19 protein-coding genes and 1 pseudogene are annotated in these 25,206 nt (G+C 71.9%); 6 read left to right on the top strand and 14 right to left on the bottom strand.

Annotated elements, in window-relative coordinates; all coding sequences use genetic code 11:
* Positions 1–39: 39 nt before the first annotated feature.
* Positions 40–393 (bottom strand): hypothetical protein, encoded by a 354-nt coding sequence (locus tag ACFWFI_RS21485; RefSeq protein WP_387392574.1) that lies wholly within the window; start codon positions 391–393, stop codon positions 40–42.
* 358 nt (positions 394–751) lie between these two features.
* On the opposite strand from ACFWFI_RS21485, the gene ACFWFI_RS21490 reads away from it, so the two are divergent.
* Together ACFWFI_RS21490 and ACFWFI_RS21495 are read left to right on the top strand one after the other, a co-directional pair.
* A complete protein-coding gene (locus ACFWFI_RS21490) occupies positions 752–1,822 on the top strand; it encodes a C40 family peptidase (RefSeq protein WP_387392576.1) in 1,071 nt (356 codons plus the stop codon).
* A gap of 12 nt (positions 1,823–1,834) precedes the next feature.
* Positions 1,835–2,590: a GNAT family N-acetyltransferase gene (locus ACFWFI_RS21495; protein ID WP_387392579.1), complete on the top strand. Its 756-nt coding sequence runs from the start codon at positions 1,835–1,837 to the stop codon at positions 2,588–2,590.
* Positions 2,591–2,681: 91 nt separating this feature from the next.
* On the opposite strand, the gene ACFWFI_RS21500 is transcribed toward ACFWFI_RS21495, so the two are convergent.
* Entirely contained in the window at positions 2,682–3,377 is a 696-nt protein-coding gene (locus ACFWFI_RS21500) for a LuxR C-terminal-related transcriptional regulator (RefSeq protein ID WP_069171103.1), read from the bottom strand.
* A complete protein-coding gene (locus ACFWFI_RS21505) occupies positions 3,374–4,672 on the bottom strand; it encodes a PspC domain-containing protein (protein WP_387392582.1) in 1,299 nt (432 codons plus the stop codon). Before ACFWFI_RS21505 ends, ACFWFI_RS21500 begins: the two co-directional genes overlap by 4 nt.
* 205 nt (positions 4,673–4,877) lie before the next feature.
* Here ACFWFI_RS21505 and ACFWFI_RS21510 point away from each other — a divergent pair, with 205 nt between their 5' ends.
* Both ACFWFI_RS21510 and ACFWFI_RS21515 read left to right on the top strand, forming a co-directional pair.
* Positions 4,878–6,212 carry a PspC domain-containing protein gene (locus ACFWFI_RS21510; RefSeq protein WP_387392585.1) on the top strand — a complete coding sequence of 445 codons (1,335 nt, stop codon included), beginning with the start codon at positions 4,878–4,880 and terminating at the stop codon, positions 6,210–6,212.
* A complete protein-coding gene (locus tag ACFWFI_RS21515; RefSeq protein ID WP_387392588.1) occupies positions 6,199–6,465 on the top strand; it encodes a hypothetical protein in 267 nt (88 codons plus the stop codon). The genes ACFWFI_RS21510 and ACFWFI_RS21515 overlap by 14 nt, the downstream gene beginning before the upstream one ends.
* A 20-nt stretch (positions 6,466–6,485) precedes the next feature.
* Here ACFWFI_RS21515 and ACFWFI_RS21520 read toward each other — a convergent pair whose 3' ends face one another.
* The 5 genes from ACFWFI_RS21520 to guaA all read right to left on the bottom strand — a co-directional run bounded on the left by ACFWFI_RS21520 (position 6,486) and on the right by guaA (position 11,655).
* Positions 6,486–7,094 (bottom strand): hypothetical protein, encoded by a 609-nt coding sequence (locus ACFWFI_RS21520; RefSeq protein ID WP_387392591.1) that lies wholly within the window; start codon positions 7,092–7,094, stop codon positions 6,486–6,488.
* Positions 7,095–7,152: 58 nt separating this feature from the next.
* Entirely contained in the window at positions 7,153–7,662 is a 510-nt protein-coding gene (locus ACFWFI_RS21525) for a DoxX family protein (protein ID WP_387392594.1), read from the bottom strand.
* 75 nt (positions 7,663–7,737) lie between these two features.
* Positions 7,738–9,006, bottom strand: coding sequence for a hypothetical protein (locus ACFWFI_RS21530; RefSeq protein ID WP_387392597.1), 1,269 nt, complete (start codon positions 9,004–9,006; stop codon positions 7,738–7,740).
* Positions 9,007–9,134: 128 nt separating this feature from the next.
* Positions 9,135–9,890: an SAM-dependent methyltransferase gene (locus ACFWFI_RS21535; protein WP_387392599.1), complete on the bottom strand. Its 756-nt coding sequence runs from the start codon at positions 9,888–9,890 to the stop codon at positions 9,135–9,137.
* 178 nt (positions 9,891–10,068) lie between these two features.
* Positions 10,069–11,655: a glutamine-hydrolyzing GMP synthase gene (gene guaA / locus ACFWFI_RS21540; RefSeq protein WP_387392602.1), complete on the bottom strand. Its 1,587-nt coding sequence runs from the start codon at positions 11,653–11,655 to the stop codon at positions 10,069–10,071.
* Between the two features lie 314 nt (positions 11,656–11,969).
* Here guaA and ACFWFI_RS21545 point away from each other — a divergent pair, with 314 nt between their 5' ends.
* The gene (locus tag ACFWFI_RS21545; RefSeq protein WP_104788373.1) at positions 11,970–12,272 is read left to right on the top strand and encodes a chorismate mutase; all 303 of its coding nucleotides are present in this window, start codon (positions 11,970–11,972) and stop codon (positions 12,270–12,272) included.
* A gap of 295 nt (positions 12,273–12,567) precedes the next feature.
* Here the strand turns inward: ACFWFI_RS21545 and ACFWFI_RS21550 are convergent, their stop codons facing one another.
* Entirely contained in the window at positions 12,568–14,319 is a 1,752-nt protein-coding gene (locus ACFWFI_RS21550) for a peptidase (RefSeq protein WP_387392605.1), read from the bottom strand.
* Between the two features lie 245 nt (positions 14,320–14,564).
* On the opposite strand from ACFWFI_RS21550, the gene ACFWFI_RS21555 reads away from it, so the two are divergent.
* On the top strand, positions 14,565–15,626 hold the full coding sequence (locus ACFWFI_RS21555; RefSeq protein ID WP_387392608.1) for an LAETG motif-containing sortase-dependent surface protein: 1,062 nt from the start codon (positions 14,565–14,567) through the stop codon (positions 15,624–15,626).
* Positions 15,627–15,696: 70 nt separating this feature from the next.
* Here the strand turns inward: ACFWFI_RS21555 and ACFWFI_RS21560 are convergent, their stop codons facing one another.
* The 5 genes and pseudogenes from ACFWFI_RS21560 to ACFWFI_RS21580 form a co-directional block, all read right to left on the bottom strand.
* Positions 15,697–17,535: a GMC oxidoreductase gene (locus ACFWFI_RS21560; RefSeq protein WP_387392610.1), complete on the bottom strand. Its 1,839-nt coding sequence runs from the start codon at positions 17,533–17,535 to the stop codon at positions 15,697–15,699.
* A 64-nt stretch (positions 17,536–17,599) separates the two neighbouring features.
* A complete protein-coding gene (locus ACFWFI_RS21565; protein WP_387392612.1) occupies positions 17,600–19,237 on the bottom strand; it encodes a succinic semialdehyde dehydrogenase in 1,638 nt (545 codons plus the stop codon).
* Positions 19,238–19,422: 185 nt separating this feature from the next.
* Entirely contained in the window at positions 19,423–21,117 is a 1,695-nt protein-coding gene (locus ACFWFI_RS21570) for a protein kinase domain-containing protein (protein WP_387392615.1), read from the bottom strand.
* A gap of 117 nt (positions 21,118–21,234) precedes the next feature.
* Positions 21,235–24,072 carry a protein kinase gene (locus ACFWFI_RS21575; protein ID WP_387392618.1) on the bottom strand — a complete coding sequence of 946 codons (2,838 nt, stop codon included), beginning with the start codon at positions 24,070–24,072 and terminating at the stop codon, positions 21,235–21,237.
* A gap of 189 nt (positions 24,073–24,261) precedes the next feature.
* Positions 24,262–25,206, bottom strand: a pseudogene (locus tag ACFWFI_RS21580) (serine/threonine protein kinase); the annotation flags it as partial.

The following is a 25,206-nucleotide window of genomic DNA, read 5'->3' on the forward strand; positions in this document are numbered from 1 at the left end:
CGGGATCCCCCGGGCCCCTCCTCCGTACGACCGCCCCGCTCAGGTCCAGAGCGTGGCGATGAAGATGTTGGCGACCGTCAGCCCGCCGACCGCGGCGAACGCGCCCTTGCCCGCCTTCTCGTCGTCCCGCTTCACATAGACGAGCGCCAGGATCACGATCAGGACCAGCAGCTTGATGCCGATCTTGATGTTGTTCACGCTCTGGTCGTCGGCCTGGTTGAGCCCGACCAGGGCGACACCCGTGACGAGCATGGTGAGCGCGCCGTGCAGCATGGCCGGGACGAAGCGGGCCGTGCCCGCCCCCATGGCCTTCATCTGGGTCAGGAAGCCGCCCAGCAGGGAGGCGATACCGATGATGTGCAAGGCCACGAAGACATTGATGAGTACGTCCATGGCCGCAGCCTAACCGCGGCCATATCACCACTCTTCGGCCAGGTACGACTTACCGACGAGTTGCCCCCTGGTCTGCACGAATTGCCGGACTCCGGTTGAATTTTCCTGTCATCCCACGGAAATGAAACGGCACATGAGGGCAATAGCTGTCATTACGCCTCTTCCCTGTGTGCCGGGTTTAGCGTCCATCCCAGGTGACCGCCTCTGTACCGCCGCCCCCGTACCGGGCGGCACCCCGGTCGCCCCGCCGGAATCCGGCGGCGGGCCACTCCCCCCCCTGTGGTGCCCCGCCGCCGGACCCCGGCGGGCCTGCCGGTACCCCCCGACGGGCAGTCGAACGGAAGGACGCACCACCCCCGTGGCCGCCCATCGAGAAGCCGCTCACCGCAAGCCCAGGCAGCGTCTGTTCACCGGACCTGCTGCCCGCACAGCGGCCACCCTCGCCCTCGCCGGGGCGGCGACGGCGACCGCCCTCGAGGGCGCCGCCCAGGCCGACCCCCAGCTCACCCCGGCCCAGGTCGAGACCAAGGTCGACCGGCTCTACCACGACGCCGAGGTGGCCACCGAGAAGTACAACGGCGCGAAGGAGCAGTCGGCCGCCTCCGAGAAGTCCCTCGACGCGCTGCGCGACGAGGCCGCCCGCAGGACCGAGCGCCTCAACACCGCGCGCGACGCCCTCGGCTCGTTCGCGACCGCCCAGTACCGCAGCGCCGGCGTCGACCCCGCCGTCCGGCTGGCCCTCTCCTCCGACCCGGACGAGTATCTGGAGCGCGCCTCCTACGAGGACCGTGCGGGCGACCGCCAGGCCGGTGCGATCAACGGCGTGCGCCGGCAGATCAGCGACATCGCCCAGCTCCGCGCCCGGGCTGAGGACGAGCTCGCGGTCCTCGCCTCCCGCCGGGCCGACCTGAAGAAGCACAAGGACGCCGTCCGCACCAAGCTCGCCGACGCACAAAAACTCCTGGCCACCCTCACCGCAGGCCGGCGAGCCGACTACGAGCGCTCGGCCGACGCCGCACACGGCGGCAGTGCCACCCGCGCCGACCGGAGCGCCCCGCGCGGCTCCGTGGCCGCCCCCAACGCCCGCGCGGCGCAGGCCGTCGACTTCGCGTACGGGGCTCTCGGCAAGCCGTACGTCTGGGGCGCCACCGGGCCCTCCTCCTTCGACTGCTCCGGCCTCACCCAGGCCGCCTGGCGTGCGGCCGGCGTCTCCCTGCCCCGCACGACGTACACCCAGATCAACGCGGGTCAGCGCGTCTCCCGGTCCGAACTCGTCCCCGGGGACCTGGTGTTCTTCTACTCCGGAGTCACCCATGTCGGTCTCTACATCGGCGGCGGCCAGATGATCCACGCCCCACGCCCGGGCGCACCCGTACGTATCGCGCCGATCTCCGAAATGCCTTTCGCCGGAGCGACCCGCATCGCATAGGCTCCCGGGCTCATGGACACAGCCATTCAGAATTACGCGCGTACGAACACCCTCCGCTCACCGGACCATTACCGGGTCGGGCCCTTCACGGTGCGCCACAATCCGGGCTGGGAGCTGAAGTTCGCCAACTACGCAATTCCCGACCAGGACGCGGAACCCACCGACGGGGATGTGGCCGACCTGATCGCGGCATTCCGCGAGCGTGACCGACTGCCCCGGCTGGAATTCCTGCCCTCGTGGGCGCCCGCCGTCGAACCGGCCCTGCTGGCGGCCGGTTTCACGGTGGAGAACCGTGCCCCGGTCATGGCCTGCACCGCCGAGACCCTCCTCGCGCCGAAGCCCGTGGACGGCCTCCGCGTCGCCGAGCCCGTCACCGACGAGGAGTTCACCTCGGCCGCGGCCGTCCAGCACACGGGCTTCGGCGGCGAGGGCGGTCCCGACGACGGCGAGATCGCATGGCTGCGCGCTGCGACGGAGGGCGGCGGCGTCTCCGGGCTCGCCACCGTGGACGGTGCACCCGCCGGTGCGGGCGGCTGCTCGGCCCCGGTCGACGGCATCGGCGAACTGGCCGGCCTGGCCGTCGCCGACGCCTTCCGCCGCCGGGGCGTCGGCGCGGCGCTCTCCGCCTGGCTGACCAGCACCGCCTTCGAGCGCGGCTTCACCACCGTCTGGCTGGAGCCGGGCGGCCCCGACGTCGAGCGGATCTACGCGGGCATCGGCTACCGCCGGGTCGGCGAGAAGCTCAACATCTCGCTCGCCCCCGCCTGAGCTCGGCCTCTCCTGAGTTCGACCCCGCCTGAGCTCGGCCCCGCCTGAGCTCGTCCCAGCCTGAGCTCGGCCCCCTGAGCCTGCGAGGGGCTCAGACCAGCCGACGCGCCGTCGCCCACCGGGTCAGCTCGTGCCGGTTGGACAGCTGGAGCTTGCGCAGCACTGCCGAGACATGGGACTCGACCGTCTTCACCGAGATGAACAGCTGCTTGGCGATCTCCTTGTACGCGTATCCCCGGGCGATCAGCCGCAGCACCTCGCGCTCGCGCTGCGTCAGCCGGTCCAGGTCCTCGTCGACCGGCGGGGCGTCCGTCGAGGCGAAGGCGTCCAGGACGAAGCCGGCCAGCCGCGGCGAGAACACCGCGTCGCCGTCCTGGACCCGGAAGACGGAGTCGACCAGGTCGGTGCCGGTGATGGTCTTGGTGACGTAGCCACGGGCGCCGCCCCGGATGACACCGATGACGTCCTCGGCGGCGTCGGAGACGGACAGCGCCAGGAAGCGCACCGGGTTCTCGACCGCGCCCATCATCGGGGCGCAGCGCCGCAGCACCTCGACTCCGCCGCCTCCCGGGAGGTGGACGTCGAGGAGGACGACCTCGGGGCGGGTCGCGGTGATCACGGTGACCGCCTGGTCGACGTCGGCGGCCTCGCCGACGACCTCGACCCCGGTCTCCTCGGTGCGGCCGATCTCGGCCTGTACCCCGGTGCGGAACATCCGGTGGTCGTCGACGAGCACGACCCGTACCCGGCGCTCCGGGCCCCCGGTCGCTTCGGTGTTCTCGGTCATTGACTCGCCCTCTCCATCTCCAGCTCGACTTCCGTACCCCCGCCGGGCACCGAACGCAGCCGCGCCGTACCGCCGTTGCGCTGCATCCGGCCGATGATTGATTCTCGTACGCCCATCCTGTCGCCCGGTACGGCGTCCAGGTCGAATCCCGGCCCCCTGTCCCGCACGGAGACGAAGACCGTGCGGCCCTCGACCTCCGCGAAGACCTGGACGGCACCGCCCTCGCCACCGTACTTGGCGGCGTTGACCATCGCCTCGCGTGCGGCCTGCATCTGCGCCGACAGCTTCTCGTCGAGCGGGCAGTCGCCGACGACCACGACCTCCAGCGGGACTCCGTGCTTGTCCTCGACCTCGGCGGCGGCGCGCTTGACCGCATCGGCCAGATTCGTCGGCTCGTCGTCCTCGTCCTTGCCCGTGCCCGACGGGTCGTACAGCCAGTTGCGCAGCTCGCGCTCCTGGGCGCGGGCGAGCCTGCGGACCTCGCCGCCGTCGTCCGCGTTGCGCTGGATCAGCGTGAGCGTGTGCAGGACGGAGTCATGGACATGGGCGGCGACCTCGGCACGCTCCTGGGCCCGGATGCGCATCAGGCGTTCCTCGGAGAGGTCCTGCGTCATCCGTACGAGATAGGGGCCCGCGAGCAGCGCGATGCCGGTGAGTACGGCGATGGCCGCGGTCAGCGCGGTCCCGAGCTGGGCGGCCGAGCCCCGCACCACCATGAAGGCGGCGAGGCCGAGGCCGACGAGTGCGACACCGGCCAGTCCGCGCGCCAGGTGCAGCACCCGACGACGGCGGCCGACCTCGATCCAGCGGGCACGCCGTGCGTTGTCGGCCTGGCGCCACACCAGGACCGAGCCCGCGCCTATCAGCAGCGCCGGCCAGACGTATCGGTCCGCCTTGCTCCCCATGTCGACGTTGCCGACGAAGATCATGGCACCGACGAGCAGCGCCACCAAGGCGAAGACCTGGCCCTTGTCGGGCTTGCGGAGTCTGCGCCGGCCGTCCGGGGCGGTCTCGAAGAGTGACTTCTCCATTCCGCCGGCCCCGCCGACACCACCGACCCCGAGCGGTACGACGATCCAGAACACGGCATAGAGCAGGGCTCCCAGGCCGTCCGCGAAGAACAGCCCGAGGAAGACGAACCGGACCCAGGCGACGGGCAGTCCCAGATGTCCTGCGAGCCCGCGCGCGACGCCGCCGAGCATCCGTCCGTCGGCGCTGCGGTACAGCTTGCGCGGCGCCGGCTCCTCCGGGTCCGGGGCGTGAGAGCTCTGGGCTCGGGTCGTGGCTGCTGGCATGCACCGATCGTCACACGTTCCTGCGGGCCGTGGCATCAGGGTCTGCCCGGACTCGACCCTGAGGCTCTCAGGGGGCGCCCCGGGCACGCCCGCCTGCCCTGGGGCCTGACGAGCGGGCCCCCAGGGGTCTCCGGGACGCAATATCAGGGATGGGCCAGGGTCGTCGCGGGTCCCACGAGGGCATACGGACCGTCACCATGGAGCCATGACCGTTCCCCAGGACGCCTCCCCCGGCGTCACTCCGCCCCCCGGGCCGGCACCGCGGCTGCAGCGCAGTCCGCGGCAGAAAGTGGTGGCCGGGGTCTGCGGCGGGCTCGGCCGGTACTGCGACGTGGACCCGGTGATCTTCCGGATCGTGCTCGGCGTGCTCGCGGTGACGGGCGGCATCGGCCTGATCTTCTACGGCTTCGCCTGGCTGCTGCTCCCTGTTGAGGGCGAGGACGAGAACGAGGCGCGCCGACTGCTGTCGGGCCGGGTCGAGGGCGCTTCTCTGGTCGCGTTGCTGCTGGCGCTGGTGGGCTGCGGGCTGCTGCTGTCGATGCTGCACAACGGCGGGATGCTCGCCTTCGCCGCGATGCTCTCGCTGACGGTGATCGGCTTCTCCGTCTGGACACAGCACCGCAGGACGGCCCCTCCCGAGGACGCTCCGGGCGCGGCGGCGCACACCCCGGGAAGCACGGCGCACGCCGCCGGCCACGGGGCCCCGCCCGAGGTGAAGGCGCCGCCCACGCCGGGCAGCCCGTCCTGGTGGCGGGATCCGATCGTCAAGGACGGCACGACCGGCCCGGCGGGGACCGGTTATCTGTGGGGTCCCACGGACGCGATGTCCGAGGCGGCGGAGCCGGGCAGGAGCGGGGCGACCGCGGACGCCCCCTTCCGCCCGCCCCACCGCACCCCGGGCACCCGGGGCCCGCGATCGATCGGGGGCCTCGTCCTCCTGCTCGCTCTGATCGCGGGCGGTCTGGGCACGGGGCTGAGCTGGGAGACCCATCCGCTGGGGACGAGCCTGCAGATCGGGCTCGCCGCCGCACTCGGGGTGTTCGGCCTCGGCCTGCTGATCGCCTCCGTCCTCGGCAGGACCGGCTTCGGCACGATCGTGCTGGCCATGATCACGGCGGGGCTGCTCGCGGGAGCCTCCGTCGTCCCGGAGGACATCGGTACCGACTGGGCCCGTAAGGAGTGGCGTCCCGCCTCGGTGGCCACGGTCCAGCCCCAGTACAAGCTGGGCACCGGGGTCGCGAAGCTCGACCTCTCCCGGATCACCGTTCCGAAGGGCGAGACCCTGCGCACCCGCATCGAGGTCGGGGCGGGCCGCGCACTCGTCGTCGTACCGAAGGGCGTGACGGTGAAGGTGGACGCCGAAGTGGGCCTCGGTGACATCCAGTTCCCCTCCGACCTGCGCAAGGACGTCGACATCGCCCCCGACCGGCATACCCGGCGCACCATCGAACCCCCCGAGGACAGCAAGCCCGCCGGGACCGTCGAGCTGGGCATGGGAATCGGCATCGGACAGCTGGAGGTCACCCGTGCTGCGTCATGAGATCCGGCCCGGCCGCGCGGTGGCGGGCCTCGTCATGCTGGCTCTGGCGGGCGGCTACGCGGCGGACGCGGCGGGAGCCTGGAACGCCCCATGGACGTTCTTCGCCCCCGTGTTCATCGGCGGCCTGTGGCTGGCGGCCACGGCGACCTGGGTGAGCTACCGGCTACGGCGGCGGCGTGATGCGCGGAAGGCGTCGGCGGAGAACGCGGCGGGGCCGGATCCCTCGCACAGCGGTTCCACCAGGGTTCCCTGACCGCCACCGGGCAGCCGGGATCAGCCGGGCACCGGAGCACTGTCGGGGAGCTCGACCGACGCGCAGTGGTCCACGCGGGCGGCCATGAAGCGGGCGAAGTCCGCCGCCAGGGCGGTGACCTTCTTCCGGGTGGCCGGGTGCTTCGGGTCCGTATCGCCCTTGTCGACGCGGACGTTCACCTCCAGCATGACAGGGCTGCCCTTGCTGCCCTTGCAGCCGACGAAGAGGGACACCCTGCCCTTCTCGATGTAACCCTTCTCCGCCCCCCAGGAGAGAGGAGTGTTGCCGGGCTCAGCTGCGTCCCGGGCGATGTCCCGGTGTCCGTAGTCCTCCTCGCTCAGGATGAGGAGATTGGAGAAGTGGACGGACGCCCCGCCGCCGCTCAGACTGCACTTCCAGACCGTCGACACGGACGTGTCCGAGCCGTACAGGTAGTCCTCCGCGTAGGCCTCACCGTGCCCGGGCAGCAGATCCCGCACCGGTCCGGCGGGCAGCGCCCCGGCACAGACGCGATCCGGGACGGCGACCGCCGGCTCCTGCGAAGCCCACCAAGCCCAGGCACCGAGCCCGGCCAGAACCACGACGCCCAGGCTCACGGGCGCGACGAGGGGCTTGCGCACCGTTCGCATCAGCCGATCTTCGGCGCGCTGTCGGGGAGGTCTGCGGCGCCCTACCGGCCTTTCGTCCTCAGATGCCCCCGCGGCGTCGGCCCCCTCGCAGGGCGTCCACCGACCAGTAGGGCGCTCCGGCCAGCAGCAGCGGCAGCCAGGCCATGAGGTAGACCAGGTCGTTGCCGTAGTAGTACGGCGTGCTCTGCCAGCTCACCGTCAGCCACAGGCTCAGCGAGATCAGCGCACCGCCGAGCGCCGCGAGCCGCGCCCACAGCCCGGCGAGGGTGCCGAGGCCGACGAGGAGCTCACCGATCGCGATGGCGTAGCCGAAGCCCTCGGGGCTCTTCAGGGCGAGGTCGACGAGGCCGGGGATCGCCGCGCTGTCACGTACGGCGTTCATCATCTCGCCGATGGAACCGGGCCCGCTCGCGGACAGGAACGCGTTGTCGGTCAGCTTGTCGAGCCCCGCGTAGACGAAGGTGACGCCGAGAAAGATCCGGAGGGGAAGGAGCGCGTAATGCCCCGCCCGGTCCCGGAGACTCCTCGGCTCGTCCAGCCCGTAGGAACCGCCCCTGTACCCATGCATCACTGCCCCGCTTTCCGTTGGCCTTTCGACAGACCATACGTACGCCGGTTCGGTGCCGCTCACCAGGCATGCGGGTCAGTCCGTGACATCGATGAGGCAGGAATTCGTCTCCACGCCCGCCGCCGTGACGACCTGTACCTCGACGGCGCCGGGTTCGACCTCGACCGGCACGGGCACGGTGAGCACGGTGTCCGCCGGATTGGCGAAGCCTCCGGTGACCGGGATCAGGGGTACGTGCACATGCACCCGCCCGATCCTGACGACCACCCGTGCCAGCCGGTCGGGGCTGCCCGCGCCGGGCGGGACGAATCCCGCGCCGCGGATCTCGATGTCGTCGCCGGTGCGGATGGGGGCGTCGAGGTCCCCGGCCTCCCTGGCCCGGACGACGGACAGGATGACCGGCCGGCCGCCCTCCGCGTACTTCCCGGCGAAGTACGTCGCCGCCGAGACGGCCACCAGAACCGCCAGACCCCACGGCAGGTCCGGCAACTGCTCGGGGCGGCGGGCCAGCCGGACCGCGGCGAACAGCACGGCGACGGCGCTGACCAGCACGTACTGCACATCGGTGAAACTGCCGCGCCCGGAGTCGTCGGTCAGCAGATCGGCTGCCCGCGGCCGGTCGGCGCGGAGCTTCTGCAGCCGCTGGGCCAGTACGCGTACGGTCACCACCCGGCGCACGACGACGGCGACGGCGCACACCAGCGCGAGCACGGTCAGTACGCCGGCCGAGCGGACCAGGTCCAGGCCCTCGATCAGGGCGTCGCGGTCGGCGTGGGCGGACGCCCCGGCCAACTGCAGGGCGAGGACGAGCACGGCGAAGACGGCGAGCAGCACCCAGGAGGCGGCGACGGTGCGCGAGGTGGAGAGCCGGTTGTCCTCGCCGATCAGCGGGGCGAGGAGACCGCCGCGGGACCGGTGGACACGGGCGGCGCCGGTCAGCAGGCCCGCGGTGACGAGTGCGGCGATCAGGCCCGCGGTGCGGGCCGTGGACCAGCCCGCCCCGATGGCGGTGACGGCCTCGCCGATGACCAGCAGGGCGACGCCTCCCCAGACCACGGTGAGGGTGCGCCGCCAGAGGGTGTGGAGCCAGGCATCACCGGCCTCGCGGCTGCGTTCGGCGACGGTGCGGGCCGACTCGGTCAGCTCGTCCGAGACCCACTGGCGGGACGCGGAGACGGACTGGGCGACCCCGCCGGGCAGTCCCTGCCCGGCGGCGAGTTCGTCCCGCTTGGTGAGGAAGGCCGCCACGGCCCGCCGGTGACCTTCGCGTGCCCCGTGCGGGCAGTCGCCGCACGTACAGCCACCGCCGTGCGCACTCTTCGCCCTCGCCTCGTCCAACGCCACGGAGAACGCCGCCCTTTCCCACCCTGAAGAACCAACTCGCCTGTGATTTCTGCGAATTGTGCCGTACGGGGCGGGCTCGTCCCGCATCGGGGCGGGCCGGGGGCGCGTGTCGAGGAAATGTGCGATTTTCAGGCGCTGAGGACGAGGTAGGCGAGGCCCAGCGTCCCCCGGTATCCGCCGTAGTACCCGCTGCGGCGCGCGTCGACGGCCTCGGTCACCTCGGCGTGCAGCCGGTGCCCGGGGTTGGCCAGCGCCCAGCGCTCGCCGCGCCCGATGTTGGCGGCCGACTCGAAGAGGTCCCACTCGCGCTGATCGGTGACGGTCACCTGGAGCGGCCTGAGCCCGGCGGCCTCCGCCTGCCGGATCAGCTCCAGGAGCGAACCGAAGTCGCCGGGCTCCGCGCCCAGCCCCTCCAGCGCGGCGGGCGAGGGCTCCCGCTCCCAGAAGCCGTCACCGAACAGCACCCGGCCGCCGGGGCGTACAGCGGCCCGCAGGGCCTTCAGCGCCTCCGGGGTGCCGCCCGGCCAGGCGTGCGAGGAGCCGATCGAAACGGCGAGGTCGTAGCCGCCCCCCGGATGTTCGGCGGCCGGAACCTCGTGGAACCGCACCCGGTCGCCGATCCCCCGCTCGTCTGCCAGCCTGACACCCCGCGCGACCGCGTCCGGGTCGGTCTCGATGCCGTCCCCGGTGGATCCGGGCGCCGCTTCGACCAGGCGCATCAGCAGTTCACCCCAGCCGCTGCCGAAGTCGGCGATCCGTGCGCCAGGAGCTGGGGCGCAGGCCGCGATCAGCTGGGCGGCGTGCTCCTCGGACAGCGGGGTGTTCCAGGTGAGGCGGTCGTTGCCGGGGGCGGACATGAGGGCGCGGACTTCTTCGGCAGACATGGGGACGCACGATTCCATGAACGACGGACCCCTGCCACGGAATTACGCCCATGGTCGCTCCCATGGGGCTGAGTCTCGTTTTTTGGGCCGGCCTACCCGGCGGATACGACGATGCCGCCGCCCAAACGAATGAGCGACGGCAGCGGCGTTGGCCTCGGAGAGCCTCAGAGGGCGGGAATCACTCCCACTCGATGGTCCCCGGCGGCTTGCTCGTCACGTCGAGCACCACGCGGTTGACGTCGGCGACCTCGTTGGTGATGCGGGTGGAGATCTTCGCCAGCGTCTCGTACGGCAGACGCGACCAGTCGGCCGTCATGGCGTCCTCGGAGGAGACCGGGCGCAGCACGATCGGGTGGCCGTAGGTGCGGCCGTCACCCTGGACGCCGACACTGCGGACGTCCGCGAGCAGGACCACGGGGCACTGCCAGATGTCGCGGTCCAGGCCGGCTGCGGTCAGCTCCTCGCGGGCGATGGCGTCGGCCTCGCGGAGCAGGTCGAGCCGCTCCTTGGTGACGTCGCCGACGATGCGGATCCCGAGGCCGGGGCCGGGGAACGGCTGGCGCTGGACGATCTCCTCGGGCAGGCCGAGCTCCTGGCCGACCATCCGGACCTCGTCCTTGAACAGCTGGCGCAGCGGCTCGACGAGCTGGAACTCGATGTCGTCGGGGAGCCCGCCCACATTGTGGTGGGACTTGATGTTGGCGGTGCCGGTGCCGCCACCGGACTCGACGACGTCCGGGTAGAGGGTGCCCTGGACAAGGAAGGCGACCTCGGGGCCGTCCTCCTGGAGGATCTCCAGCTGGGCCTGCTCGAAGACGCGGATGAACTCGCGCCCGATGATCTTCCGCTTCTGCTCCGGGTCGGACACACCGGCCAGGGCGTCGAGGAAGCGCTTCTCCGCGTCGACGACCTTCAGCTTCGCGCCGGTCGCGGCGACGAAGTCCTTCTCGACCTGCTCGGTCTCGCCCTTGCGCATCAGACCGTGGTCGACGTACACGCAGGTGAGCTGGGAGCCGATTGCCTTCTGCACGAGGGCGGCGGCGACCGCGGAGTCCACGCCGCCGGAGAGGCCGCAGATGGCGCGCTTGTCGCCGACCTGCTCGCGGATCAGGGCGATCTGCTCCTCGACGACGTTGGTGGTCGTCCAGGTCGGCTCGATGCCCGCGCCGCGGTAGAGGAAGTGCTCCAGGACCTGCTGGCCGTAGGTCGAGTGCATGACCTCCGGGTGGTACTGGACGCCGTAGAGCTTCTTCTCGTCGTTCTCGAAGGCTGCGACCGGCACGACGTCCGTGGACGCGGTGACGGTGAAGCCCTCGGGGGCGGCGGAGCAGGCGTCGCCGTGTGACATCCAGACCGGCTGCTCGGTGGGCGTGCCCTCGAAGAGGGTGGAGCCGGCCTTGGAGACGGCGAGCGGGGTGCGGCCGTACTCGCGTGCGCCGTTGTCGTCGACCGTGCCGCCGAGGGTGGTCGCCATGAGCTGGAAGCCGTAACACATGCCGAAGACCGGGACACCGGCCTCGAACAGCGCGCGGTCGATGCTGGGCGCGCCCTCCGCGTACACCGAGGACGGGCCGCCGGACAGGATGATCGCCCGGGGGTTCTTGGCCAGCATCTCGGCCACCGGCATCGTGGACGGGACGATCTCGCTGTAGACCCGGGCCTCACGGACACGGCGGGCGATGAGCTGGGCGTACTGGGCGCCGAAGTCGACAACCAGGACGACGTCGGTCGCGGTGTCGGGGGCGGCGGGGGGTGCTGCTGGCACGGGGCGGCCTTCCGGCGGTGGAGAGGGGGTCGGTCCTCCCAATTCTACCGGCCGTGGAACATCGCCCCGCCGGGCTCCCGTCTCACCATCCGGGCCCGGCGTGGACCCGGGCCCGGGACGGGGTCCATACTTACGCCATGCGTCAGCACACGATCTTCGTCTTTACCTATGGCACCCGGCCCGCCGGCTGCCATGGTCGTGCTGCTTGAGCAACTGACAAGCAACGTTCCAGGCGCCCCGGGCCGACAGGCCCGGGGCGTTCTGGCGTTCCGGACCTGTCGCTCCGGGGGCCCTCAGCCCACCAGGAGTCACGGATGACCAGCACCGCACCCACGAAGACGGCCGCCGAGCGGACCGGCGCGCACACCGACGAGGCCGCGTCCCTGATCGGGGGCGCCCGGACGCGCATCGACGCGCTGGACGACCGGATCATCGGTCTCGTCCAGGAACGGATGGCCGTCTCGGCGGTGATCCAGGAGGCCAGGATCACGTCCGGGGGCCGCCGGGTGAACCTCTCCCGGGAGATGGACGTCCTCAGCCACTACAGCGATGCCCTGGGCAAGCCGGGCACTGCACTCGCCATGACGCTGCTGGAGCTGTGCCGCGGCCGGGTGTGACGTACGGGAAGGCTGTACGGCCGCACCCGCGTTCGGGCCAGGTCTCACCCGTACGGCGCGTGACCGGGCCCCGGACCGTTTCGTTGGTCCAGGTGTCCGTGCCAGCCAGGGGCGGCATCGGCAGGAATCCACGTGTGGCTCCGCCGGGACGTGTGGCGTACCGAAGGTGCGCCGTGGGACCGCGGCCCGGCGCGTGTGACCGGTCGGCAGGGGACAGCAGCCCGGTCACCCACGTGCGGCCGGCCCCGGGGACGCCCGGGACCGGCCGCCTTCGGACCGTCGTGGAGGACGGCCCTCAGACCCGCTGGGCGCGGCGCCGGGTCGTCGCGTACATCACGCCGCCGGCGGCCAGGGCGATCGCCGCGGCACCGGAGGCCATCAGCGCGACCGAGCCGGTGGAGGCGAGACCACCACCGGTGTCCGACGACGCGGAGCCGGATGTGCCCGTGGTCCCGGTCGAACCCGAGCCGGACGACGTACCCGAGGTGCCGGACGTCTGCGGGTCCTGGCCCGCCGTGTCACCGCCGGCGGAGCCCTCTGTGGAACCGCCCGTTCCGGTGGTGCCGTCCGACGTGCCGCCCGTGTCCTCGGAACCGGGGTCGTCGCCGTTGAGCACCAGCTTCGCGATGTTGTCGGCCGGCTTCGGGTCGAAGGGCAGCTCGGGGTCGCTCAGCCAGGTGTTGCGGATCCGGACGGCGCCGTCGGCGTTCGGTACCGGATCGGTGATCTTCAGTTCGAACGGCAGCGAGATCTCCGCCCCGTCGCGCACGGTCATCGACGCTTCGCAGACATAACGGGGCGCGCCGGTCTGGTCCTCGCGGTACTTGCCCTCCGCCGTCACGCCCTGGCAGGAGTCCGGCTTGCCGGTGACCTCGGCACCATCGGGGACGGTGAAGTCGAAGGCGGCGACGGGCTCGCCGGACCGGAGGTAGCCGATCCAGGCCGGCCCGTCGTTGCGGAAGCCGATGTCCGCCGTGACGGTCTCGCCCGCGGCGCCGTCGGCCTTGCCGCCCACCGCCACGAAGTTCGCGGTGTTCTCCGTACGGAAGTCGACTTCCTGCTGGTTGTCCCAGGGGTCGAGATCGGCGCTCCGGGCGGAGGTCGTGACCTTCTTCAGGGCCAGCTCGGGGCCCGTACCCCGGGAGAAGGGCGCACCCGCGCGCTGTGCCGATCGCTGCGCCGGGCTGTCCTCGTTGATGCGGTAGATGAAGGTGTCGTAGTACGCGCGCTCGGTGGCCTCGACGGACAGCGGCTCCGCCAGCGTGTACGTGGCGCCCGGTTCGTAGGAGCCGGGGACCGAGCACAGGGCGGTGGCCCAGACGAAGCCGTCGAACGGCTCCTCCCCGGCCTCGCCGTTGTACTCGCAGTTGGCGTAGCGCTCGGGGATCTCCAGACCGCGCGAGTACATCAGGGTCAGCAGGACGCCGTCGGCCGCCGCGGTGCCCTTGTTGGTGAACGTGATCGGTGCGGGCTGTACGTCGCCGGGCGAGAGCTGCTGCTTGAAGGGGAGCTGCTTCATGACCAGGTCGGGGCCGCCGACGGTCACCTTCGTGGAGAACGGGACGAAGGTGACCCCCTCCGCCTCGCCGGTCACCCGGATGGTGCCCGAGGCGCCGGCCTTGCTGCCCTTGGCCGCGGCGAGGTCGAAGTCGGCGATGGAGCTGAGGCCCGCGTAGACGCCGTAGTCGTGGCAGACGGCCGTGGCCCCGGCGATCTCGCAGTCCGATCCCGTGTCCTCGGCCGGGAGGAGCTCGGCGACGCCCGCGATGCCGCTGAGGTCGAGCGTGTAGGTCACCTCGCCCTCGTAGCCCATGCTCTCCTCGTCCGGGTCCGGGTTGTGGACGGTGAGCCCGAGCGAGGACTTCTGGGGGCTCCCGGTCTCCGGATAGGGGTGGACGGCCGACTCGGCGGGGCCGCCGAGGGTGAAGGCGGGGCCGTCCGCCTGCGCCGGGGCACCGACGGCGAGTGAACCGGCGGCGAGCAGCCCGGCGGCGGCGAGGCCGCCTGCCGTACGGCGCAGCGCTGCTCTCGGGGAAAGGCGTGTCATCGCGAACCTCTGGGGATCGGCGGAGCTGTGTGACTGCTGTGACTCAGTACGGGTTCGACCGCTCCGCGGCACCGAGAGTTGCACCGGGCAAGATCACGAAATGGGCACGGCTCAAGGGTGTGGCGAGCGCCACATAAAGATTCTGTGAAACCGGGGACAACCGTTTCCCCACTTCACAGGTCATGCATGGCGAACACACCGGCTCGTTCCGTCCCCACAACGGCAGGCCCGTTCATCCTTTTCAGGTGTACCGCAACCCACGCGGTACCACGGACCCGCTGAGGCCCCAGATGAAGCTCCGCCGCACCCTGGCACTCGCTGCCGCCACCGCCGTCATAGGCCCGGTCGTCCTCCTCTCGGCGCCGGCCGCCTTCGCGGACCCCGAGACCACGACGACCGAGACGACCTCACCCACGCCCACCGAGACGCCGAGCGGGACGCCGTCGGAGACGGCGTCCCCCGAGAACACCGAGTCCGCTTCGCCGTCCGTGAACCCGTCGGCCACGGAGTCGTCCGAGGGCATCACGCCCGAGACCACCTCCCCGACCCCGACGGACACCGAGTCGGAGACGCCGCCCGCGAAGCCGACGCCCACCGCCACGGCGACCGACGAGGAGGAGCCCGGCGAGGACGAGGAGCTCGGCGACTGCGAGCCCCAACCGCTGGACCTCGCGATCAACGGCCTGTCCGGCAAGATCGCCCGGGGCAGTGGCTGGGACCGGTTCACCCTGAACGCCTACAACGGCTCGAACAAGACCGTGAAGAACGTGATCTTCTTCGCGGGCGCCGCCTCCGACAAGGCGGGCGAGCACCTCTTCACCAGCAAGCAGGTCAGGATCCAGGCGCTCAACGAGGCCGACGGCACCTGGGAGGACCTGGAGGGCGACGGCACCGCGTCCGGCTACGTCGGCGAGACCGACGAGCTCAAGCCCGGCTACGAGGTCGACATCGACCTGCGCCTCAAGGTGGCGGCGAGCGCCCCGGTGGGTGCCGGCTTCAGCCTCGGTGGCGGACTCGTCTTCGGCGACGAACTCGAGTCGGTGCCGTGCTTCACGGACGTCGCCTACAAGTTCCAGATCGTCAAGGCCGGTGACGAGGACGACACGAAGCCCCAGCAGGGCGGCAGCGTCCCCGTCCCCACCTCGAAGCCGGCCGGCGACACCGCCAAGGTCACCGGCAACCTCGCCGAGACCGGTTCGTCCTCCACCACTCCGGTGATCGCCCTCGCGGGCGGCGCGGCCGTGGTGCTGGGTGCCGGCGCGATGTTCATCGTGCGGCGCCGCAAGAACGGTGACGTCGCCGCGTAAGGCGCGCCACCGGTAGGTACGTGAAGGGGCTGCACTCGGAGGGGGGTGCAGCCCCTTGGCGTTCCCGGGCTCAGGCTTCGGACGCCGCCGTCTTCGGCGGCACCACCGGAATCCCCAGGAACGGCAGCTTCAGCGCGCCGAACGCCTCCTTCGGCACGGCGGGCGCCTGCGGCTCGACCGCGGCGAGCCGTTCGTAGGCCGCGTCCTGCGCCGGGCGCGGGTCGGCCTCGCCCTTGTTGGGCCAGAAGGACATCGCGCGCTCCGCCTGCGCGGTGATGGTCAGCGACGGGTTGACCCCGAGGTTGGCGGAGACCGCGGAACCGTCGACCACGGAGATGCCGGGGTGCCCGTACAGCCGGTGGTACGGATCGATGACGCCGTCCTGCGGGCTCCCTCCGATCGGGCAGCCGCCGAGGAAGTGGGCGGTGAGCGGGGTGCCCATCAGCTCCCCGACGTTCGACCCCGCGAAGCCGTTGATCTCCTGGGCGAGCAGCGTCGCGCCCTGGGTGGCCTCGGCGATCTGCGTCGGGTTGGGCGAGCCGTGGCCCTGCCGGGCTGTGAGCAGGCCCTTGCCGACGCCGCCGGGCTTGCGGTACGCCGTCAGGGAGTTGTCCAGCGACTGCATGACGAGCCCGATGATGGTCCGCTCCGACCAGCGCCGGTTGGACAGCGAGCGCATCGTGAGCCACGGGTGCCTGGCCACGTTGCCGAACCAGCTCAGCACCCGGTGGGTGCTGTAGGGCACCTGGAGGATGGTCAGCGCGCCCATCGCGTTGGAGCCCTTGCCGTAACGCACCGGCTCGATGTGGGTGTTCTCGTCCGGGTGGATCGACGAGGTGATGGCGACACCCTGGGTGAAGTCGGCCTTGGCGGTGCCGTGCTTCTTGCGGTAGCGGCGGTCGCTGGTCTGTGCCCCCACCAGACCCTCGGAGTTGGTGCGGGTGAGCTCGCCGAGCCGGGACGACAGCCGGGGCAGCAGCCCTTCGTCCTTCATCGTGTGCAGCAGGGTCTGGGTGCCGTACGTGCCCGCGGCGACGACCACCTTCCGGGCCCGCAGCACGGACGGCTCCGCCTTGCGGCGCCGGTTCGTGGGCACGGTCGACACGCGGTAGCCGCCGTCCGGGCCGTCCGTGACCGCGACGACGGACGTCATCGGGTGGATGACGGCACCGGCCTTCTCCGCGAGGTACAGGTAGTTCTCGTTGAGGGTGTTCTTCGCACCGTGACGGCAGCCCGTCATGCACTCGCCGCACTGGGAGCAGGCCTTTCGGGCGGGACCGGCGCCCCCGAAGTAGGGGTCGGCCGCCTCCCCTCCGGGCTTCGCCCGCGCGGTCCCGTCGGCGTCCTGGCCGTCGCCGAAGAAGACGCCGACCGGCGCGAGATGGAAGGTGTCGCCGACGCCCATGGTCTCTGCGACGGCCTTGAGGTGGACGTCCGCGGGGGTCACGGTCGGGTTGAGCCGCACCCCGAGCATCCGCTTCGCCTGGTCGTAGTACGGCGCCAGCTCGGCCTTCCAGTCGGTTATGCCGGCCCACTGGCGGTCCTCGAAGAACGGCGCGGGCGGCACGTACAGGGTGTTGGCGTAGTTGAGGGAGCCCCCGCCGACGCCGGCGCCGGCCAGCACCATCACCTTGCCGAGCAGATGCACCCGCTGGATGCCGAACAGGCCGAGCGCCGGGGCCCACAGATAGTTCTTGATGTCCCAGGAGTTCTTGGGCAGCGTCGCGCGGGTGAAGCGGCGGCCCGCCTCCAGGACGCCGACCCGGTACCCCTTCTCACTCAGCCGCAGGGCCGAGACCGCGCCGCCGAAGCCCGAGCCGACGACGAGGACGTCGTAGTCGTAAGCGTCGTCGTCCGCCGCCGGAGCGGCCGGACCGGCCTGATTCTGGGCATGGCTGTCCTGGGACATGGCACTCCTCGGTACGAAAAGGGCGGGGAAAGCGGGAAAGACGGCTTGGGGGGTGCCGCTGGGGTCAGCGCAGCCGGAAGGCCTTCATCGCCCTGAGGCTGCGGCTCATGAACGCGGCGTACTTCTCGTCGTCCATCCCGAAGGCCGGTGCGAGGGGCATCAGCCGCTGTTGCGCCACCGTCTGGGCCTCGGTGTACTTCAGGATGCCCTCGGAGCCGTGCCGCCGGCCGAGACCGGAGTCCTTCATGCCGCCCATGGGTGACTGAACGCTGCCGTAGGCGGGCGCGTACCCCTCGTTGATGTTGACCGTGCCGGTCCGCAGGCGCGCGGCGACGCGGTGACCGCGTCCGGCGTTCTTCGTCCAGACACTGGAGTTGAGGCCGTAGGGGGTGGCGTTGGCGAGGGAGACGGCTTCGTCGTCGTCGCTGAAGCGGTAGACGGAGACGACCGGGCCGAAGGTCTCCTCGCCGCAGACGGCCATGGGTGCCTCGACGCCGTCCAGGATCGTCGGCTCGTAGAAGAGCGGGCCGATGTCGGGGCGCGCGACGCCGCCCGCGACGAGCGTGGCGCCCTTCTCGACGGCTTCGGCCACATGCCGGCTGACGGTCTCCAGCTGCCGCTCGCCGACCAGGGAGCCCATGTCGGCGCCGTACGCCAGGGAGCTGCCCAGCCGCATGGCCTTCGTGCGGGCGGCGAAGCGCTCCACGAAGTCGTCGGCGACCGATTCGTGGACGTACAGCCGCTCGATGGAGATGCAGAGCTGCCCCGCGGAGGAGAAGCAGGCGCGGACGGCGCCCGCGGCGGCCTTCTCCACGTCGGCGTCCTCCAGGACGAGCATGGCGTTCTTGCCGCCGAGCTCGAGGGAGACACCGACGAGCCGCGCGGCGGCACCCTGGGCGACCTCACGGCCGGTCCGGGTGGAGCCGGTGAAGGAGACGTAGTCGGCGCGGCTGACGACCTCGGGGCCGACGACGGGTCCCTCGCCGATGACGACCTGGAACACCTCGGCGGGCAGCCCGGCCTCGATCAGCAGGTCGCGGGCCCACAGGGCGGTCAGCGCGGTCTCCGTGTCGGGCTTCATCACGACGGCGTTGCCGGAGACGAAGGCGGGCAGCGCGTCGCCGACGGACAGTTCGAGCGGGTAGTTCCAGGGGGCGATCTGGCCGATGACCCCGCGCGGCTGGCGGAGTTCGGTGACCTTGGTGAGGGTCGGGACGACCCCGGTGTGCCTCTTGGGCTTGAGGTACGAGGTGGCCTTGCGCCCGTAGTGCCGGGCCGCGACGGCGACGGCCTGCACCTCTTCGTGGGCGTGCAGCCGGGCCTTGCCCGTCTCCAGCTGGATGAGGTCGAGGACCTCGGACTGGCGCTGCAGGACCAGGTCGTGGAAGCGGAGCAGCACGGCGGCCCTGGCCCGGACAGGGGTCGCGGCCCATGCGGGCTGGGCCGCGCGGGCACGGCCGAAGGCCGCTTCGACGTCCTCGGGCGTGGACTCGGGCAGGTCGGCCAGCTTCTCCCCGGTGAAGGGGCTGTGATTGGCCGTGCGGCCGGAGCCGACGACGTCACGGGTCAGCTGGGCGATCACCTCGGGTGTGACCACGTCGGCGGCGGTACGCGCGCCCACCGGGGCGGCGGCCACCGGATTGGTGCCGACGCTGGTGCCGGAGGCGGCGGAGGTGGTCGTGGAGGCCTGCGAGTCCGTCATGAGGGCGAGAGTATGTCCACCCGCCCACTTTGGGTACCCGTGGGTAACAGGTTTTCACAGACCCCGCCAGAGACTCCTGCCGCGCCCGGCCATACAGCCAGTGATCACTGGCTGTATAACCGCTGATCAGGGGCGATCCGCCGCCGTTCTCCGGATCGGGAGTCAGGAATCGTGAAATCCGGCCCTCAGTCCGTCTGCTGCGGCGGTTCCCAGCTGCGCAGCATCGTCTCGAAGATCTTCCGGCTCTCCGCCTGGTCCTCCTCGGGCCCGGTCATGTAGAGCGCGTACTCCGGCCCGCCCGTCTCGGCGAAGTACATCTGGTCGATGCCGTGGCGCGGTCCCGGGTGGTCCTTGGACTCGACCCAGGTGAACTCCCAGCGGGATCCCGGCCGGTCGCGGAAGACGTTCTCCTCGAGCGTCAGACGCTGGTAGTCCGGCAGGCGCACGGACAGATCCTTCTCGATGCTCTGCATGTGCGCGTAGGAGTTACCGAAGTCGGGATCCGGATCGAGGCTGATGCGGACGCTGTGCGTGCCGTTGTCCGGGCTGTAGTCGATCAGTTCGCTGTCCGTCTGCCGCTCCCAGCCGTCGGGCACGGCCAGGCTGAAGCCCTCGGGGGCGGTGATCCGCTTCCAGTCGTCGGGCATCTCCTTCGGCGCGGACTCGTCCCCCTTCCCACCGGAGTCCCCGGCCTGGCCCTCGGCCGCGGAGACGGAGGGAGCCGGGCCGGTGGTGCCCTGCTCCACCTCACTCCCGGTCGTGCCGCCACCCTGGTCCTGCGCCTTCATCGCGACCAGGCCGGCCGCACCGCCGATCAGGGCGGCCGCGGCGACGACCAGCAGGACGGTGCGCCACCGGCCCCGGCCGCGCCGGGTGGTGGCCGCCGAGGTGTGCGGGGCCACGGGCGGCGGGGGCACGGGAAGGTGCTGGGGCTGGGGCTGAGGCTGGGGGAGTTGAGCGGTGGAACCGTCCGACATGGAGAAGGCGCGCACGTCGTCCTCGGAGAGCCGCTGCGTCGGCACGTGCGCCTGCGCGGCACGCGGTTTCCGCCCCTCCATCGCGTCCAGCAGCATGCGCTCCGTCTCCTCGGCCGTCGGACGGTCCGCGGGGTCCTTGCGCAGCAGTGCGGTGATCACGGGCGCCAGCGCGCCGCCGCGCGCCGGAGGGGGCGGCTCCTCCGCGACGACGGCCTGCATGGTGGAGATGGGGGACGTACGGCGGAAGGGCGAGTTTCCCTCGACGGCCGTGTAGAGCGTGGCTCCCAGCGACCAGAGATCGGACGCGGGGCCCGGGTCGCCGCCGCGTACCCGCTCGGGTGCCAGGTAGTCGATGGAGCCGACCAGTTCACCGGTCCTGGTGATGGTCGCGTCGCCCTCGATCGCGGCGATCCCGAAGTCGGTCAGCAGGACCTGTCCGTCCCGGGCGAGCAGGACGTTGGCCGGCTTCACATCCCGGTGCAGGACACCCGCGCCGTGGGCTGCCCGCAGGGCGCTCAGCACGTGCAGCCCGATCCTGGCCGCCTCGCGCGGCTCGACCTCGCCCGACTCCTTCGCCGAGTCGGCGAGCGAGGGCCCGTCGACGTACTGCATGACGATCCAGGGGCGGTTGTCGTACTCGATGACGTCATGGACGGTGACGACCCCCGGGTGCGTGATCCGGGCCGCCGCGCGCGCTTCCTTCTGCGTGCGGGCGTGCAGCACGGCACGGTCCGCCTCTGCCGCGTACAGTCCGGCGGTCAACTCCTTGACCGCCACGGTCCGGTGGAGCACCTCATCGTGAGCGCGCCACACCTTGCCCATGCCGCCTCGGCCCAGGACGTCACCCAGTCGGTACCGTCCGGCCAGTACGATCCCTGCGCCCGTTCCCTGTGCCTGTTCCACGTGTGTCCCAGCCCCGTTCCTTGGGACGACAGGTTACGGATGGGAGGCGGTGCCACGGAACCTCACATCGCCCACGAGACCGCACTGTGATGCTTGTCGCTTTCCGCTGTTGCCCTGTCAGGAGCCCACGCGGTAGGAGGAAATGGCCTGCCCGTAGATTTCGGAGACCTTGTCCCGCTCGTTCTCCGGGCCGATGACCTGGACGATGTGATACCTGCCGGACACGATCATGACCAGGTTACGGACGTACACCTGACGGCCGTTGCTCTCCTGCCAGGTGAACTGCCCTTCCGCCATTGCCTGTCGCCCGACGTCGACGCGGCGCAGACCCGTGGACGTGGCCCAGCTGGACTCCCGGAAGGGCTTCAGCTCGGGTTCCCCGGTCCGCTGGTAGTCCAGCGGGTCGCTCCCGTTGGCCTTGACGGTGTCCCGGCCGGGCACGACGAGCACGCTGAACCCGTCGCTGCCGTAACGGACCTGACGGTCTGCGTTGGCCGGACTGCGCTGCCAGTCCTCCGGCACACCGATCTCGAATCCTTCGGCGTCCTTGCGCAGCTTGTAGCCGGACGCGAGGGCGACGGCGGAGCGGCTGGTCTGCGGCTTCTCCGAGCCCGAGGAACCTGACGGATCAGCGGACTCCGGTGATCCGGAGGACGCCGACGCCCCGGTGGACGGGCTGTTGCCGGGGTCCGGGTCCGCCGGTGCGACGGAGCCCGAGGGCGCTGCCCCCGCCCCTGTCCCGGACCCTTCCTGGGGCATGAACAGCATCGCGTAGGCGACGGCGGCGGCCATCGCCAGCAGGATCAGCACCAGCAACAGCCGTCCGAGCCGTCGCGGCGCACGGCCACCGCGCTGCGGCTGGCGCAGCACCTTGGGCCCCTTGGGTTCGCGGGGCGCGCGCGCCGGCCTCTCGTAGGTCTGCGGCTTCTCGTATGCCTGCTGCTCGTACGTCTGCTGCTTCTCGCGGCGCTGCGGCTTCCCCTGACGGTGCCGGCCGTGGGCCGCGCCGCCGCGGCCCCTGCGGCGGCGCACCAGCTCGCCCCGGCGGCGTACGACCGGCAGGCGGGTGGCGTCCGCGGGCGGCATCGTGACGATGTCGGCACCGGCCTCGGGCTCGGGGGCCGAGCGCACGAGGGAGCGCAGCCAGCCGCGCAGCTCCTCGAAGTCGGGGCGCTCCGTGGGGTCCTGACGCAGCAGCGACTCGACGACGGGCCGCAGCGGGCCGCACTCCTCCGCGAAGGCGGGGGGCTCACCGCAGACCATCTGGACGAGCTCGGCGGCGTTCTCCTCCGGATACGGGGCGTGGCCCTGCACGGCGCGGTAGAGCAGCGCGCCGAGCGCCCACAGGTCGGTGGAGGGGCCGATGGGCGGGGCGAGCTGCCAGTTGTCGTGGACGGGCCCCGCCTGCTCGGGCGCCCAGCGCTCGGTGACGGCGCCGACGACGGCGATACGGGCCTGCCTGGCACGTTCGGCGGCGAGGGGGGTGGCCGGGCCGCGGTAGGCGGGGGTGGTGCCGCTTCCGGCGACGACCTCGTCCCACCCTCCGGCGGGCGTGCGGGCGGCCACCGGCTGCGGCAGCCGGTCCTGGCGCTCCACGGCCGCACTGCCGAGGCGCCGGGCGTCGGCGCGCAGCGCGTCCTCGCCGGAGCCGCCCGGTCCTCCGGAGCCGCCCGCGGGCACGGGGCGGCCGGAACCGGGGCCGTCGCCCCAGGTGCCGGCGAGGTGGACACGCCGGCCGGGGGGCACGGGGCCGCCGGGGCCCTCGTCGTCCTCGTCCTCGTCGTCCTCGTCGTCGTAGGCGTACGGGTCTTCGGCCGGCCTGCCCCAGCTACTGGGCAGCTGCGGGCGTCCAGGGACGGGGGGAGCGGCGGACTCCTCACGCTCGTCCGTCTCGGGGCCGCCTTCGCGGTCGTGGTCCGCGCGCTTCCCGTCCTCGCCGGTGCGGGCCGCGGCACGGGCCCCCGCCCGGTAGGCCGCGATCGCCCCGGCGCGGGCGGCACGCAGCTGCGCGGCACTGCCCGCCGCGGGCAGGGCGGGGGGTGCCGCCTCGCTCTCGGTACGGGGGCCGGGGGCCGGCACCCCGTCCGTGGACGTCCTGGGGGCGGGCAGGGCCTCCGGAGCGGGACGCCCATCGGGCCGGGGCAGGGCGACGTCGGGCTCGTGCGCCCCCGGAGGCTCGTAAGGGGCGGACACGGCCGGCGGGGCCTCGTACGGGCCGGTGGGGCCCGGTTCGACCGCCGGGGGCTCGTACGGGACGGGCTCGACCGCCGGGGGCTCGTACGGGACGGGCTCGACCGCCGGAGGCTCGTACGGGCCCGTGGGGCCGGATTCGACCGCCGGGGGCCCGTAGGCGTCCTCCTCGTCCGGCTGCGGCGCCGGAACGTATCCGCACAGCGCCTCCTCGGCCGCTCCTGCCGCGAGTCCCGTCAGCACGACGCGGCCGTCGTCGCAGACCAGCACCGTGCGGACCGTGATGTTGCGGTGCGTCCAGCCGTGCGCGTGCAGCACCCGCAGCGCCGTGAGGACGTCGGAGCCGATCTCGGCGGCCCGGTAGGGGTTGAGGGGGCGCTCGGCGAGGAGTGCGGCGAGCGGCCGGGCGGCGACCAGCTCGCTCACTATCCAGAGCGATCCCGCCTCGGCGAACACGTCGAAGACCTGGTCCAGGCGCGGATGGTCGGGTACCTGGGCCGCCGCCTGTGCGGCCTCGATCGCCCGCCGGACAGCGGGATCCGTGGGCCGCCGCACCGCGCGCCCGGTGGCGCGCCTGGCCGAGGGGTGGCCCTCGGCGTCGAGCACCTCCGCGTCCACGACTTCCGGCAACGGCACCTGCCGCACCAGGACTTCCTGTCCGCTGTACGTGTCGAAGGCCCGGGTCTCCGCCAGTTCGTACGCATCGGACGGGGGCAGCGGAAGGCGGTAGCGGTCGGCAAGCACCCGACCCGCATAGTCGTCCACGACGCCTCCCCAGAGCGCGCTGTCCCCCGGTCACCGAGACCGCATGAATCCGTCAATTGCGGTCACTTGCTGTGCAATTGACCCACCATTCCGGCTGCGTACGGTCCTCGGCCTCTCACAATACGTGGCAAGTCGCGGCCGCGCGGCCGGGTCACGGCAACCCGGCCGCCCAGTCGGCCGCCAGGCAGGTCAGTCGGTCGGCTTGAACGTGGCGAACGCCGTTTCGCGCAGTGTCCGGCACTCCTCGTCGTCCCAGGTGTCCGCCTCACAGCTGATCATGATCGAGTAGCCGTGGGTGGCGTCGACCTTGAAGCCCCGGTTGAGGACCCGGATGCGCAGGCCCTGCTGGTCGCGGGTGAACTCCCAGTCGGCCACGGTCGGGTAGCCGTTGTACTCGACCTTCTTTATCCCGATGTGCTTGTAGCCGTTGCTGAGGCTCTTGGTCGCCGCGACCGCACCGGCCCAGGCGGCTGCCGCGTCGTCCTTCGGGGAGGAGTTGTAGTCGATCTGGACCCGGGGGAAACCACCTGCCGCGTTGTACTTGGCACCCGAGTTCTGTCCCGCTATGCCGTCGAACTTGAAGTTCCCGGGCATCGCCACGGAGAAGTGGAACTGCTTGTTGGTGACCGTCTTGTACCCGGTGGGCAGTGCGTTCGGGTCCGGGGTCGGCTCGCCGGTCTCCGCCGAGGGTGAAGCGTCGCCGGACGCATCACCCTTGTCCTGTCCCTGACCGTCCTTGCCCCCGTCCTCCGTGCCGCTGTCCTTGTCCTTGCCCGAGCCGCCCCCGGCGGCGGCCTCTGCGTCGCCGCCGGCCGTCGCACCGGACGACGTGGCTGTGTCGCCCTTGGACCCGCCCTCGTTGCCCGCGTCGTCGTCGCCGAGCGTGAGCGCCAGGACCGTGCCGAGGACCGCGAGCACGACGACACCGGCGATGACCGCCAGCGTGCGGCGCGGCACGACATCGGTGATCGACGCGCGGGTCACGCCCGGACGTCCTGGCGGCACGGCGGGCCCGGAGGCCGATGCCGTGGCGGCCGGGGTGCCCGGCGCCTGCGAAGGCGCCGGGGGAACGGCAGCGGCGGCCGCCGGAGACTTCGCGTTGCGTACGGACTTCAGCGCGCCGCGCAACCGGTC

Source organism: Streptomyces sp. NPDC060209 (genome assembly GCF_042728155.1).
GTDB lineage: Bacteria > Actinomycetota > Actinomycetes > Streptomycetales > Streptomycetaceae > Streptomyces.